Annotated in this window: 11 protein-coding genes, 1 pseudogene and 1 other annotated feature; of the genes and pseudogenes, 11 read left to right on the top strand and 1 reads right to left on the bottom strand. The window is 35.2% G+C overall.

What is annotated here, in order from left to right:
• Nucleotides 1–80 precede the first annotated feature (80 nt).
• The 7 genes from BR44_RS04670 (at nt 81) to BR44_RS04640 (ending at nt 8,970) form a co-directional block, all read left to right on the top strand.
• Complete coding sequence (locus tag BR44_RS04670) at nt 81–1,553, top strand: peptidoglycan DD-metalloendopeptidase family protein (protein WP_034550922.1); 1,473 nt, start codon at nt 81–83, stop codon at nt 1,551–1,553.
• Nucleotides 1,554–1,647: 94 nt separating this feature from the next.
• On the top strand, nt 1,648–2,406 hold the full coding sequence (locus tag BR44_RS04665) for a TrmH family RNA methyltransferase (protein WP_034550920.1): 759 nt from the start codon (nt 1,648–1,650) through the stop codon (nt 2,404–2,406).
• A gap of 152 nt (nt 2,407–2,558) precedes the next feature.
• Nucleotides 2,559–3,071 carry an HD domain-containing protein gene (locus BR44_RS04660; protein WP_034550918.1) on the top strand — a complete coding sequence of 171 codons (513 nt, stop codon included), beginning with the start codon at nt 2,559–2,561 and terminating at the stop codon, nt 3,069–3,071.
• A gap of 220 nt (nt 3,072–3,291) precedes the next feature.
• Complete coding sequence (locus BR44_RS04655; protein WP_034550916.1) at nt 3,292–3,654, top strand: winged helix-turn-helix transcriptional regulator; 363 nt, start codon at nt 3,292–3,294, stop codon at nt 3,652–3,654.
• Nucleotides 3,655–3,726: 72 nt separating this feature from the next.
• Nucleotides 3,727–3,969, top strand: a binding site (T-box leader).
• Nucleotides 3,970–4,031: 62 nt separating this feature from the next.
• The gene (gene pheS, locus BR44_RS04650) at nt 4,032–5,078 is read left to right on the top strand and encodes a phenylalanine--tRNA ligase subunit alpha (protein WP_034550914.1); all 1,047 of its coding nucleotides are present in this window, start codon (nt 4,032–4,034) and stop codon (nt 5,076–5,078) included.
• A 4-nt stretch (nt 5,079–5,082) separates the two neighbouring features.
• Nucleotides 5,083–7,500, top strand: a complete 2,418-nt coding sequence (gene pheT / locus BR44_RS04645) for a phenylalanine--tRNA ligase subunit beta (RefSeq protein WP_034550912.1) — start codon at nt 5,083–5,085, stop codon at nt 7,498–7,500.
• A 153-nt stretch (nt 7,501–7,653) separates the two neighbouring features.
• Nucleotides 7,654–8,970, top strand: coding sequence for an APC family permease (locus tag BR44_RS04640; protein ID WP_034550910.1), 1,317 nt, complete (start codon nt 7,654–7,656; stop codon nt 8,968–8,970).
• 63 nt (nt 8,971–9,033) lie between these two features.
• Here BR44_RS04640 and rnhC read toward each other — a convergent pair.
• A pseudogene (gene rnhC / locus BR44_RS04635) lies at nt 9,034–9,962 on the bottom strand (ribonuclease HIII).
• Nucleotides 9,963–10,255: 293 nt separating this feature from the next.
• Between rnhC and BR44_RS04630 the strand changes: the two are divergent.
• From BR44_RS04630 to trxA, 4 genes are all read left to right on the top strand, one after another.
• Nucleotides 10,256–10,543, top strand: a complete 288-nt coding sequence (locus BR44_RS04630) for a cell division protein ZapA (RefSeq protein WP_034550908.1) — start codon at nt 10,256–10,258, stop codon at nt 10,541–10,543.
• Nucleotides 10,544–10,572: 29 nt separating this feature from the next.
• The gene (locus BR44_RS04625) at nt 10,573–11,118 is read left to right on the top strand and encodes a CvpA family protein (RefSeq protein ID WP_034550906.1); all 546 of its coding nucleotides are present in this window, start codon (nt 10,573–10,575) and stop codon (nt 11,116–11,118) included.
• Between the two features lie 99 nt (nt 11,119–11,217).
• The gene (locus BR44_RS04620; protein ID WP_034552955.1) at nt 11,218–13,587 is read left to right on the top strand and encodes an endonuclease MutS2; all 2,370 of its coding nucleotides are present in this window, start codon (nt 11,218–11,220) and stop codon (nt 13,585–13,587) included.
• Nucleotides 13,588–13,680: 93 nt separating this feature from the next.
• Nucleotides 13,681–13,992, top strand: coding sequence for a thioredoxin (trxA, locus tag BR44_RS04615; protein ID WP_034550904.1), 312 nt, complete (start codon nt 13,681–13,683; stop codon nt 13,990–13,992).
• Nucleotides 13,993–13,994: the final 2 nt, after the last annotated feature.

Genomic DNA, 13,994 nt, shown 5'->3' with positions numbered 1-13,994 from the left:
TTTTATACAATGATGTTATACTTACAAAGTTGAGAAAAATAAGAAAGATTAATCATATAGATTCATGGGGGGTACATTTTTTGAAAAAGAAACTAACTACTGGATTAATTGCAGCGATGTTGCTTGCAGGTCCTTTTGTAATGCCAACAATGGTGAATGCTGAGAGTGTTCAAAGCTTAGAAAAACAAAGACAAGAACTTGAAACTAAATCAAATGACTTAAATTCTAAAATAAAAACCCAAGAAAATAAAATGGATAGCTTAGAATCAAAAAAAACTGAGATAGAAAATGATGTAAAAAAACTACAATCTAATATAGATGAAGTGGTTATCAAATTACACGAACAAGAGAAAAAATTGAAAGAATCAAAAGAAAAAATCGAGAAATTACAAAAAGAAATTGAAACTTTAAAAGAACTGATTGCACAACGAGAAGAAAAATTACAAAACCAAGCTCGTGTTATCCAAACAGATGGTAAAGCATCTAATATGGTAGAAATGGTGATTTCTTCTGAGAGTTTATCAGATTTAATTGGGCGTGTCGGCATAATCAATCAATTAGTGTCAGCTAACAAAGAAATAGTAACTGAACAAGAGAATGATAAAGCCACATTAGAAGTAAATGAAAAAGAAGCAAAAAATGAAAAAGTAGCGATAGAAAAATTAAAAAGTAATATTGAAGTAACTAAAAATAACTTAGTCGCTCAAAAAGCTGAAATGGATGATCACATTGTTCAACTAGCTGTTCAATACAATATGACAGAAAATGAAAAAAACACATTTGTGGATGAACAAAAAGTAGTCGCTACAAAAACTAGTGTTTTATCTAAAGAACTTCAACAAGAAAAACAACGGATTTTTGAAGCAGAAAAAGCCCGTCAAGCACAAGCTAGAGCAGTTGCAGAAAAAGCCGCTGAAAAAGCGGCTAAACAAGAAGAACAAAAATTAGCAGCCTCTTCAAAAAATAATACAAAAGCACCACAAGCATCAAAAGCACCACAAGCATCAAAAGCACCACAAGCATCAAAAGCACCACAAGCATCAAAAGCACCACAAGCATCAAAAGCACCACAAGCATCAAAAGCACCACAAGCATCAAAAGCACCACAAGCACCACAAGCAGAAACGACGAAACCAAACAGTGTAGCGAGTAGTTCTAGTAATGGTTCAGGCTTTATCCGTCCAAGTAATGGCGTAGTAACCTCTCAATTTGGGTATCGTATTCACCCAATTACTGGAGAGAGTAAATTACATGGTGGAACGGACTTTGGTGGAAGTGGAGCTATCATCGCTGCTCAAAGTGGAGTAATTGAAGTGGCCGGTTATGGTTCAGGTTGGGGAAATCATGTTATAATTAATCATGGCAATGGCTTAAAAACACTTTATGCGCACATGGTTTCAGGTAGTTTAGCCGTAGCACCAGGACAAAATGTTTCTCAAGGGCAACAATTAGGAATAATGGGTACGACGGGTGCATCAACAGGTGTCCATCTTCATTTTGAAGTATATGTGAATGGTACTCGAGTCAATCCAGCATCTTATTTAGGATTATAAAAAACAAAAAATAGGAAACCTCTCTGTAAAAAGAGAGGTTTTTTTAGTAGAATGAAAGAGCAAGTGATTTGTACGAACTGGAGGATTAAAAAAGATGGAGACAATCGTATCAGTCAAAAATGAACGAGTAAAAATGTGGAAAAAGTTGCAAACAAAAAAAGGGCGAGAAAAAGTGGGTACCTATCTGATTGAAGGCTTTCATCTGATAGATGAGGCGATTAAAAATAAAGCACTCATCTTGGAAGTAATGCTTAGTGAAGATGCTAAAGAAATGGTAGCAACCTCTTTACCTGAAAATAAAATGGTTTTAGTTTCGCAAGAAGTTTCTAAACAGTTAAGTGAAACACAAACAACACAAGGGATATTTGCTGTTGTTAAAAAAAATAGTGTCCCCGAAGAACCAGTACTTGAGAAACCGTATTTATTTTTAGATAATGTTCAAGATCCAGGGAATCTTGGAACAATGATTCGAACAGCTGATGCAGCGGGTTTTGGCGGTGTTGTTCTAGGTAAAGGAACCGTTGATTTATATAACAATAAGGTTATTCGTTCTATGCAAGGAAGTCATTTTCATTTGCCTATTTATCAAGATGATTTGTCTGATTGGTTTGAGTTATTTCAGAATGCTGGATTTCCCGTATATGGAACCGAGTTGAATGAATTAGCTGTTTCTTATAGAGACATTACACCACAATCAAAATTTGCTGTGGTAATGGGGAATGAAGGAAACGGGATGAGCAAAGAATTACTAGAAAAAACAACTAAGAATCTATACATTCCAATCATGGGGCAAGCAGAATCATTGAACGTAGCTGTAGCTGCGGGTATTCTAATGTTTGCCTTAACAAAATAAGGACTCTTTCATAAATATGTCCAATTTATTAAGTTTTGTTTATAGCGATTAAATTAGTATTGTTATACTTTTCATTTTTTAAAAAAAGTGTATCATATGGTTTAATAGGAAGAAATTCCTGAACTCTATAGAATAGAAAAGGAAGTCTTTGAATGTCTGAACCAAGATGGAAACAAGATTTAGAATACGTGTCCTTAATTGAAGACTTACTTGATCGTGAAGAAGTAAAACAATTAAATCAATACACACAACATCACTTTACAACACGTCTGGAACATTCAATCAGTGTTTCTTATCTTAGTTATCGTATTGCAAAACGATATGGCTTGGACGCTAAATCAACTGCACGTGCTGGTTTGCTTCATGATTTGTTTTACTATGATTGGAGAACAACGAAATTTGATGAAGGAACCCATGCTTATGTTCATCCACGTATAGCTTGTGAGAATGCTAAAAAGATTACTGAATTAAGTGCGTTAGAGTGTGACATCATTATTAAACATATGTGGTTAGCAACAGTCGCTTTACCAAAGTATAAAGAAAGCTATATCGTAACTTTTGTAGATAAGTATTGTGCTGTAAAAGAAGTAGCTGTTCCTTTATCTGGAAAAGTGCATAATCGAATAAAGAATGTGTGGGCAAGATTAAAACCTGCTCAAGCCTAGATTTCTATTAACTGGATTTCTAATACTAAGAGACTAACTTAATCAAATGAAAAAAGTTTTCTCATTATTCAACTAGCTGAGAAAACTTTTTTTCTGAGGTAAATCAAGTGTAACAAGTATTAAAAATGAGATACTATAAAAGGTAAGCGAAAAATAAACAGATTACTTACTATGAATAACCAAAAATGATATAATACATCAAAAGAGGTGAATAAACACTATGACAATAAAAGAAGTAGATCAAAGAACCGAAAGTGAGTCTAAACAAAAAGAAATTTGCCCTAAGTTTGAGCACACTTTTTCTATTTTAGGGAAAAAATGGATGGGTCTAATCATTGATGTATTGTTAGAAGGTCCTCAACGTTTTAAAAACATTGCCGCTGCTATACCTAACGTTAGTGACCGAGTGTTAGTAGAACGCTTAAAAGAATTAGAACAAGAAGGATTAGTCTTGCGAACAGTTGATCCAAATGCAACAATGCGTGTTGCTTATAGTTTGACTAAAAAAGGAAAAGATTTAAAAAATGTCATGAATGCTGTTCAAAGTTGGGCAGATGAATGGGTCTGTATTGTTGAACCGTAAGCCTAGGAACTGCTTGACTCTCCGTTAGCATTTAGGTAAACTGGATGAGAAGCAAAATGATAATAAATATAAATAAAAATGATAATGGAAAAAAGTAATTTGGAATAGTCTAAAAAAGAGAACAGATGCCTCGGGCTGAAAGCATTTGTCTAGATTACCAAATGAACATTCACTTCCTTAGTTGACTTTGGAATTTACTTTTTAGGTAATGAAAAAAGGTCCGGTATACACCGTTATGTAAAATGAAGTGTAGATTTAGGCTAGTTTATAAATCTAAACAAGGGTGGTACCGCGAATCGTAGCCTCGTCCCTTTTTGGGATAGGGCTTTTTTTGCGTTCAAAAATAGTTAAAATAATGCACTAAAAGGAGAACATATATGGAGTTGAAAAAGAAATTAGATGTGTTGAAAGAAGAAGCACTTGAAAAAATCGCACAAGCTGAAAGCCTATCTTTACTTGATCATGTGCGAGTAGCTTATTTAGGGAAAAAAGGTCCAATCACTGAAGTACTTAGAGGAATGAAAGATGTATCAGCACAAGAACGACCAATGATTGGTTCAGCAGCGAATGAAGTACGTGATGCCATAGCTGTACAATTGGAAAGCCGCAAAGCAGTATTGGAAATGGAAAAAATCAACCACGATTTAGCTAATGAAGCAATTGACGTAACATTACCTGGGAATCATGTACCAACTGGGCAATCACATGTTTTAACACAAATTATGGAAGAAATTGAAGACTTATTCATTGGTATGGGTTATCAAGTTATTGAAGGGCCAGAAGTAGAAGAAGATAAATACAATTTCGAGCGAATGAATTTACCTAAACATCACCCAGCTCGTGATATGCAAGACACTTTTTATATTACGGATGATACATTATTACGCACACATACGTCACCGGTACAAGCTAGAACGATGGAAAAGCATGATTTTTCTGAGGGACCACTAAAAATGATTAGTCCTGGTAAAGTTTATCGCCGTGATAGTGATGATGCTACTCACTCCCATCAATTTCATCAAATTGAAGGTCTTGTAATTTCAGAAGATATTACGATGGCAGATTTAAAAGGCACATTAGAAGTTTTTGCTAAAAAATTATATGGTGCTGAACGTGAAATTAGATTAAGACCAAGTTACTTCCCATTTACTGAACCCTCAGTAGAGGTTGATGTGAGCTGTTTTAAATGTGGCGGATCTGGCTGTAATGTTTGCAAGCAGACGGGTTGGATTGAAATTTTAGGTTCAGGTATGGTTCATCCGAATGTTTTAGAGATGGCTGGAATCGATTCTGCTAAGTATAGTGGTTTTGCTTTTGGTTTAGGACCTGATCGTGTAGCAATGTTAAAATATGGAATCGATGATATCAGACATTTTTATCAAAATGATGTTCGTTTTCTAAATCAATTTAAGGTGAAGGAGTAAACTTATGAATGTATCGTATCAATGGTTATCAGAATATCTAGATTTAACAGGTATTACACCTGAAGGCTTAGCAGATAAAATGTCACGGACGGGAATCGAAGTAGAAGATGTTTTTGTTCCAGAAACGGGCTTAAAAAAAATAGTTGTTGGTCATGCTGTAAAAGTGGAGGATCATCCTGATTCTGATCACTTACATGTCTGTCAAGTGGATATTGGCGAAGAAGAATTATCACAAATTGTTTGTGGAGCTCCAAATATCGCAACCGGACAAAAAATTATTGTAGCTTTACCGGGTTCAAGAATTACAGGGAACACTAAAATCAAAAAAGGTAAAATGCGAGGACAAGTATCACACGGAATGATTTGTTCGCTATCAGAACTAGGTTTCTCTGAAAAAGTCGTTCCTAAGAAATATGCAGATGGCATTTATGTATTACCTAGCGAAGCCGTTCCGGGAGAAAGTGTTTTTTCATACCTAGCAATGGATGATGCTATCTTGGACTTATCGATTACGCCTAATAGAGCAGATGCGTTGAGTATGAGAGGAGTGGCTTACGAAGTAGGAGCCATTTATGATAGAAAACCTATTTTTAAAGACTTTTCATTAAATGAAAATGAAAATGAAAAAATAGAAGACTATATAAAAGTAGCTGTTGAGGATAAAAAGGATACACCTTTTTACAGTATGCGAATGATTAAAGGCGTAAAAATTGCTGAAAGTCCAATGTGGCTTCAAACGAAGTTAATGAATGCGGGCATTCGTCCGTTAAATAACATAGTCGATATTACGAACTATATGTTATTAGAATATGGACAACCTTTGCATGCATTTGATTACGACCGATTAGAATCAAAGACTATTCTTGTTCGTCGCGCAACAACTGATGAGCAGTTGGAGACTTTAGATAGCGAATCACGTCAATTAACAAACGAAACTATTGTGATTACAAATGGAGAAAAGCCTGTTGCATTGGCAGGTGTTATGGGTGGATTGGGAACAGAAATTCAAGAAGACACGGTGAATATCGCGTTAGAGTCAGCTTTATTTGAACCAGTTTCCATTCGCAAAACGGCAAAAAAACTTGATTTGCGTAGCGAAAGTAGCTCACGTTACGAAAAAGGAATTAACCAAGGATCTATCTTAACTGCAAGTGCTCATGCGGCGGCGTTGATGAGCGAACTAGCTGGTGGTAGTGTTGTTAGTGGGACAGCTGTTGTCTCTGATTTGTATGTGAAAGATGCAGTTGTTACAATCACATTAGCTAAGTTGAATCGTTCATTAGGAACAGCTATTCAGACAGACGAGGTCTTATCAATTTTTAATCGTTTAGGCTTTAAAGTTACTGAAAAAAATGAGTTGTTTGAAGTTTCTATCCCACCACGTCGATGGGATATCTCTATCGAGGCTGATTTATTAGAAGAAGTCGCTCGCATTTATGGCTACGATAATCTACCTTCTACACTGCCAGTTATTGAATCAACTCCAGGGGAATTAGATGATAAACAACGTCTTATGCGCCATACTAGACATTATTTAGAAGGAGCAGGATTGTCTCAAGCCATTAGTTATGTTTTAACAACTCCCCAAAAAGCTGAACAATTCCTAATGAAAGAGAGCAATTCGACTAAACTTGATTTTCCAATGAGTGAAGATCGTAGCACATTAAGAATGAACCTTATTAGTGGCTTGTTAGATAATGTACATTATAATAGTGCTCGCAAAAATATGGATGTCGCTTTATATGAAATTGGCCGCGTTTTTTATAAAAGAGAAGGCAGTCTGTTGCCAATAGAAGAAGAACATCTTGCTGGTGTTTTAACTGGTTCATTAGTAGATAGCAATTGGCAAGAAAAAGCCAGAAAAGTAGATTTCTTTGATTTAAAAGGGATTTTAGAAGGGCTATTTGAAACATATGGCTTAACTGAACCATTAACGTTTGTAACGGATAAAAACCTTGAAGGTATGCATCCGGGAAGAACAGCAGCCATTTATTTAGGGGAGCAGTCAATTGGTTTTATCGGTCAAGTTCATCCTTTAATGGCTAAAGAGTATGATGTAAAAGAAACATATATTTTCGAATTAAACTTACAACCCATTATTGAAGGTGAAAAACACCCAACTATTTATGCTGGAATACCAAAATATCCAGGGATGACAAGAGATATGGCTTTGTTAGTAGATGAAACCATTACCAATCAACAATTAACAGAACTGATTTCTGAAAAAGGTGGAAAATATCTAAGAAACGTTCGATTATTCGATTTATATCAAGGAGACAAAATTGAAGAAGGTAAAAAATCATTAGCTTATACCTTATCTTATTTGAATCCAACTGACACATTAATAGAAGAAGACGTTACGAAAGCTTTTGAGAAAGTAACACAAGCGTTAGTTGAGCAATACGATGCAGTTATTAGATAGAGTTTGATTTTTTGAAAATATAGAGAAGTTTTGCTTTAACGGCAAAGCTTCTTTTTATTATTAGAATAAAAAATCATGAAAAAGATAGCCGAGGTATGGCGCCTGTGTTAAGCTAATAAAAAACTATTTTTAAAATGAAAAAGAGGGTGAAATATGAGAGATGGACAATTAAAAAAAGAAGTTACAGGATTAACTGCTTTAACAGTAGTAGTTGGAACTGTTATTGGAGCCGGTATTTTCTTCAAACCTACTGCTGTCTATGGCGCAGCAGGTGCACCAGGTGTGGGTTTGTTAGCTTGGTTCCTAGGTGGTCTGATTACGATAGCTGGAGGGTTAACCGTTGCAGAAATTGGAACGATTTATCCTGAAACAGGCGGAATGATGATTTATTTAGAAAAAGTTTATGGAAGATGGGTTGGGTTCTTAGTTGGATGGGCACAAATGATTGTCTATTATCCAGCAAATATCGGAGCATTGGCTATTATTTTTGCTACACAAGTTAGCAGTTTATTTGAATTATCAGATACAAGTATTGTTTCTGTCGCTATTATAACAGCTGTGTTTGTTATGTTTATTAATTTTTTGGGGACAAAGTACAGTGGTCGTATTCAAACAGCTGCAACTATTTTAAAGTTAATTCCGATTATCGTTATTATTATAGCCGGCTTGTTGTATCCGGGTGGTGGAGTCGTCCGTTTGTTGCCTTTTTCTGCTGCAAATCATCCTGTTGCTACAGGATTAGGTTCGGCCTTAGTGGCAACTTTGTTTGCTTATGATGGTTGGATTAATGTAGGAACTTTAGCAGGTGAAATGAAAAATCCAGGGAAGATGTTGCCTAGAGTCATTATTGGTGGGATTTCGATTGTTATGGCAGTGTATTTAATGATTAATGTTGCTTATTTATTTGTTTTAGATAGCTCACAACTTGCTAGCACAGATACACCAGCTGCATTGGTTGCTTCTAAGTTATTTGCCGGAGTGGGCGGGAAGTTAGTGACCATTGGGATTTTAATTTCTGTTTTTGGCGGAATGAATGGGTACGCTATTTCAGGTATTCGAATTCCGTACGTACTAGCGACTCAAAAAATGCTTCCTTTTAGCGAGTGGTTCAGTAAAGTAAGCAAACGGACAAATGTTCCAGTAAATGGTGGTTTAGTAATTTTAGGTATTTCTATTATTATGATTTTGACAGGTCAGTTCAATCAGTTAACGGATTTAATTATTTTTGTTATCTGGATTTTCATTACGTTAACTTTTATTGCGGTTATTATTTTAAGGAAAACCAAACCTGATATTGATAGACCGTATCGAGTACCGCTTTATCCAGTCATTCCTTTAGTGGCAATATTTGGCGGGTTTTATATTATCTTTAATACAATCATTGTACAACCTGGAAATGCGTTGTTGGGAACATTATTAACTTTATCAGGGATACCTATTTATCTGTACACTAAAAATAAAAACAACTAAAAGTAGCCTTTTCTTTCTTGCTAATAAGAAAGAAAAGGCTACTTTTCAACAACTTATTTTCTATTAAAGGCTAGCTATTTTTCGAGCTTTTTGTGTATTGGCAAAAGGCAATTCAGCATATTTCCCCAACAAAGGTAATCCACCACGTTTAAGTAACTTAGCGGCAATTATATCGACGTTGCTTCCGGCTCCTGATGGTATGGTGACGCCAGCCTCTTTTGTCATCGATTTCAAACTGTTTAAAAAAGCATAACGAGCAATGATAGAGGCAGCTGCAACCGCTAAATGATGACTTTCTCCTTTAGTTTGGAAATAGAGATTTTTTCTATTTGATTGGGCTGATCTTGGATATGCTTAAAGTAAGTAGAAGGCAATTCAAATTGATCAATTAAAATGCCATCGGGTACAATAGGCTGCAACTAGGTTAAAATATGTCCAAGAGCTTGGTTATGTAAAACAGCTTTCATTTTACCTTGAGTCATAGTGGGTTGAATCGCATTGTATTTTTGTGGCATGACAGTCAACAAACTATGAGGAAGAAAAGTGATTAAATCAGAAGCAACCCGGATGATTTCAGAATCTTTCATATCTTTCGAATCCCTGACACCTAATTCTTTCAATAATGGAAATTGACTTTTATCGACATAAGCAGCAACCACAGTTAACGGTCCAAAACAACGGCCATTACCAACTTCATCACTCCCGACAACGGACCAGTGGTCAAAACTTTTCGGTAAAGGAGTGTTTAGATCTTTTATATTTTTTTTACTAGACGTGACTTGGCTACTTTTATCAGCCCAAAGAGAGGTTTCTTGTTGCGCTTTAGCACCCTGGAACAAGACTTTCCCTGAGAGATAAGTAGTGATATTAATCGTGTTCTTTTTAGCTGCAAATAATCCACCAGGTGGAGTTGTAGTTTTTAAAACAGTTGGATACTATTTTTTCATTTCTTCTAACGTGTGAGGGGAGACAGTTAATACTTCATTGGACATAAATTTAGTCATCCTTTCTGATGAAAAAAAATAGTCTGAATAGTATTATAGTATAAAGAATCGGCTATTTAATATGGCATTAGGTTTGCAAATGACAGCTCTAAAAGGATAATCTGGTAAAGACTAAGAAAGTATGTTTTACAGAGGCTTTACTATAGAAAGAGAAGCCATGAGATACTGAGCTTCATTTATGGCAGAACACTGTCTAAGTAAAAAAGTTAAAGAAAAGAAGTGTCACTCTTTTATCTTTCATGGTAAAATAAAGGAAATGTGGTTTTTAGGAGGGGTTCGTAATGTCTCAAGGGAAAATTCGTTATAAAGCAACGATTGCAGGAAAAACATACACCATTATCGGCGCACGCTCTGAAGCTCACTTAAAAATGGTAGCTGAAACAGTTAATACACAGATGCGTCAAATTGAATCTTTGTCTAAAGATTTGGATCCAGAGAGACGTGCAGTTTTAGCAGCAGTTAATGCTGTTTCTGATCAATTTAATATGCAAATTAAACTGGATGAAATTCAAAGTAAGTTAAACGAAATGGAAATTAAACTAAAAGAGAATCAGGAAGAAATCAGATAGATTTTTGATTAAAGAGGGTGGTAAAATTGATGATGACGATTGCTATATTAATTATTCTAGCATTAGGTGCTTATGGAGGTGCTAGAAGAGGATTAGTGTTACAACTTGTACTGACGACTGGTTATTTTATTTCTTATTTTGTAGCATCACAATACTATAAAGCACTAGGAGCGAGATTAAATTTGCTCATTCCTTATCCAGCAGCTTCAGAAGGAACACAGTTTTCATTTTATAATCAAGCATTAGGATTTAGTCTAGACCAAGCTTTTTATAATGGCGTTGCTTTTGTGTTAATCTTATTTGTTGGTTGGCTTTTGACAAGGTTTATTGGAGGTTTATTAAATTCATTAACGTATATACCAGTAATAAAGCAGCTTAATTCATTAGGTGGAGCAGCATTAGCCTTTATTGTTTCCTATACAGGAATCTTCTTGGCGCTAATCTTGTTAACCATGTTGCCTTATGACTCTATTCAAAATGCTTTTAATGATAGCAGTTTAGCGCAAATGATAGTAGAGAATACACCAGTTTTATCTAAACAAATTTACAATTGGTGGATTCAAACAACACTGTAATTAATAATAAATGATTAACTGAGAAATCGTTCTTTTATATTAAAGAACGGTTTCTTGGTATCTATTTTGACTAAAAAAATTGATGAAGAGGTGAATACGATCAATAAGAAAATATTTCAGACACTAGAATTCAATAAAATTATTAAAACCTTATCACATTTTACTGCTTCTGAATTAGGAAGAGAACAAGCGCTTGAACTAAAACCATCTATTTCTTTATCGGGTATTGAAACGATGCAAAACGAAACAGAAGATGGCACAACTATTTTACGATTGCGTGGAGGAATGCCAATTCCTAAGCTGCATAATGTTAAACCTCATTTAAAACGTCTCCAAATTGGAGCTTCATTGAATGGGTTAGAAATTGCTCAAATTGGTAGAATTCTAAGAACAACTTCAGAAGTTTCTCGTTTTTTTGAAACACTAAAAGAAGCGGATATCGAATTAAATACACTCTATCACTTAGCAGCTAACTTTATTACAACTCCTACGTTAAACCAACAAATTCGCGAAGCTGTAGAAGAAGACGGTCATGTATTGGACGATGCTAGTCTTGCTTTACGCGGCATTCGCACCGGAATCAAACGTGGCGAAACAGGGATTCGCGAAAAATTAGATAGTTTAATTCGAGGGAAAAATGCACAGTACTTAACTGATGCAGTGGTAACTATGCGAAATGATCGCTATGTAATCCCAGTAAAACCTGAACATCGCGGTAGATTTGGCGGAGTTGTTCATGATCAAAGTTCAACAGGACAAACTTTGTTTATAGAGCCTCAATCAGTTGTAGATTTAAATAACCGATTGCGTCAATTGCAGATTGAAGAACGACAAGAAATTGATCGTATTCTGGCAGAATTATCGAATGAGATTGCTCCTTATGGAAATGAAATTTTAAATAATATGTTTTTATTGGGCAAACTTGATTTTATCGGTGCAAAAGCCAGTTACGGCAAAAGCATATCAGCTAGTCGTCCGTTAATTAGTGAGAATAACGAAGTGAAATTACTCAGTGCAAGACACCCGATGTTGGATTCAGAAACAGTTATTGCCAATGATATTCTAATTGGTGGTGAACACCAAGCGGTTATTATTACTGGACCAAACACTGGTGGTAAAACGATTATCTTAAAAACACTGGGTTTACTACAACTAATGGGACAATCCGGGTTACAGCTTCCAGTAGCTGAAGGGAGTCAAATGGGATTATTTACGGAAGTCTTTGCTGATATCGGGGATGAGCAGTCGATTGAACAAAGTCTAAGTACTTTTTCTTCACATATGACAAATATTGTTTCTATTTTGGATAAAATAGACGAAAAAAGTTTAGTTATTTTTGATGAGTTAGGTGCCGGTACAGACCCTCAAGAAGGAGCTGCACTTGCTATTGCGATTTTAGATAAGATTGGAACAATTGGGAGCTATGTGATGGTTACTTCTCATTATCCTGAACTGAAAGCTTATGGTTACAATCGACCGAGCACAGTTAATGCCAGTATGGAATTTAATGTAGATACCTTAAGCCCTACTTATCGTTTATTAATTGGTGTCCCTGGACGAAGCAATGCCTTTGAAATATCTAAGCGTTTAGGGCTGTCTTTAGATGTTATTGAATCAGCGCGTCAATTAATTGATGCCGAAAGCCAAGATTTAAATGAAATGATTACTGATTTAGAAAATCGACGGAAAATGGCTGAAACAGAATACCTTGAAGTTCGTTATCATTTGGATGAAGCAGAGCAACTTCATGCTGATTTGCAAACAGCCGTTCAACAATTCTACAGTGAACAAGAAGATTTATTAAAAAAAGCCCGTGAAAAAGCCAATAGTATTGTTGAAAAAACAGAAGAAGAAGCCAATCAGATTATTAAAGATTTACGAAAAAAACAACTACAAGAACCATATGGAAATAATGTGAAAGAGCATGAACTAATCGGTGCTAAGTCAAGTTTATCGAAACTACATCATGAAGAATCATTGTCAAAAAACAAAGTTTTAAAAAAAGCAAAAATAAACCAGTCTTTTAAATTAGGAGACGATGTACAAGTAGTGTCATTTGGGCAAAAAGGTGTACTCTTAGAAAAAGTGGATAAAAATCATTGGGTTGTTCAAATGGGCATGATAAAGATGAAAATTAAAGAAAACGACATTAAATTAACAACTCCTGAAAAAGAACCAACACGCAAAATGACAACGGCAGTCCGCTCTGCTTCTAACAGTCATGTTTCTACACAGTTAGATTTACGTGGCGAACGGTATGAAAATGCATTAGCTGATTTAGATAAATACCTGGATGCAGCCCTATTAGCAAATTACCCACAAGTAACGATTGTTCATGGTAAAGGCACAGGCGCTTTAAGAACGGGAGTGACAGAAGCACTAAAAAAACACCGTTCAGTAAAAAGTTTTCATTATGCACCAAATAATCAAGGTGGAAATGGAGCTACAATAGTAGAATTTAAATCATAGGCAAGATACTAGAAAACAATAAATTTATTTGTTATAATGAATAAAGGTTGAAAAACTTACTATTAATAAGCTGATATATTAGGAGGAATTTAAATGGTACAAGTAGTCACAGATAAAGATTTTGAAGTAGAAACGAAAGAAGGACTTAGCATTACTGATTTTTGGGCAACATGGTGTGGTCCTTGTCGCATGCAATCTCCAGTTTTAGAAGAAATTGATGAAGAAATGGGAGAACAAGTTAAAATCGTGAAAATGGATGTTGATGAAAATCAAAAAACAGCAGCTTCATTTGGAATTATGAGTATTCCAACACTGTTAGTAAAAAAAGATGGCGAAGTAGTTGAAAAACTAATTGGTTATCATGGTAAAGAGCAAATTGAAGAAGTAATTGCAAAATATAAATAAAT

The sequence above is a fragment of the Carnobacterium funditum DSM 5970 genome (assembly GCF_000744185.1).
Classification (GTDB): domain Bacteria; phylum Bacillota; class Bacilli; order Lactobacillales; family Carnobacteriaceae; genus Carnobacterium_A; species Carnobacterium_A funditum.
The sequence above is the reverse complement of the archived record's forward strand: the minus strand, read 5'-3'. Positions and strand labels throughout refer to the sequence as shown.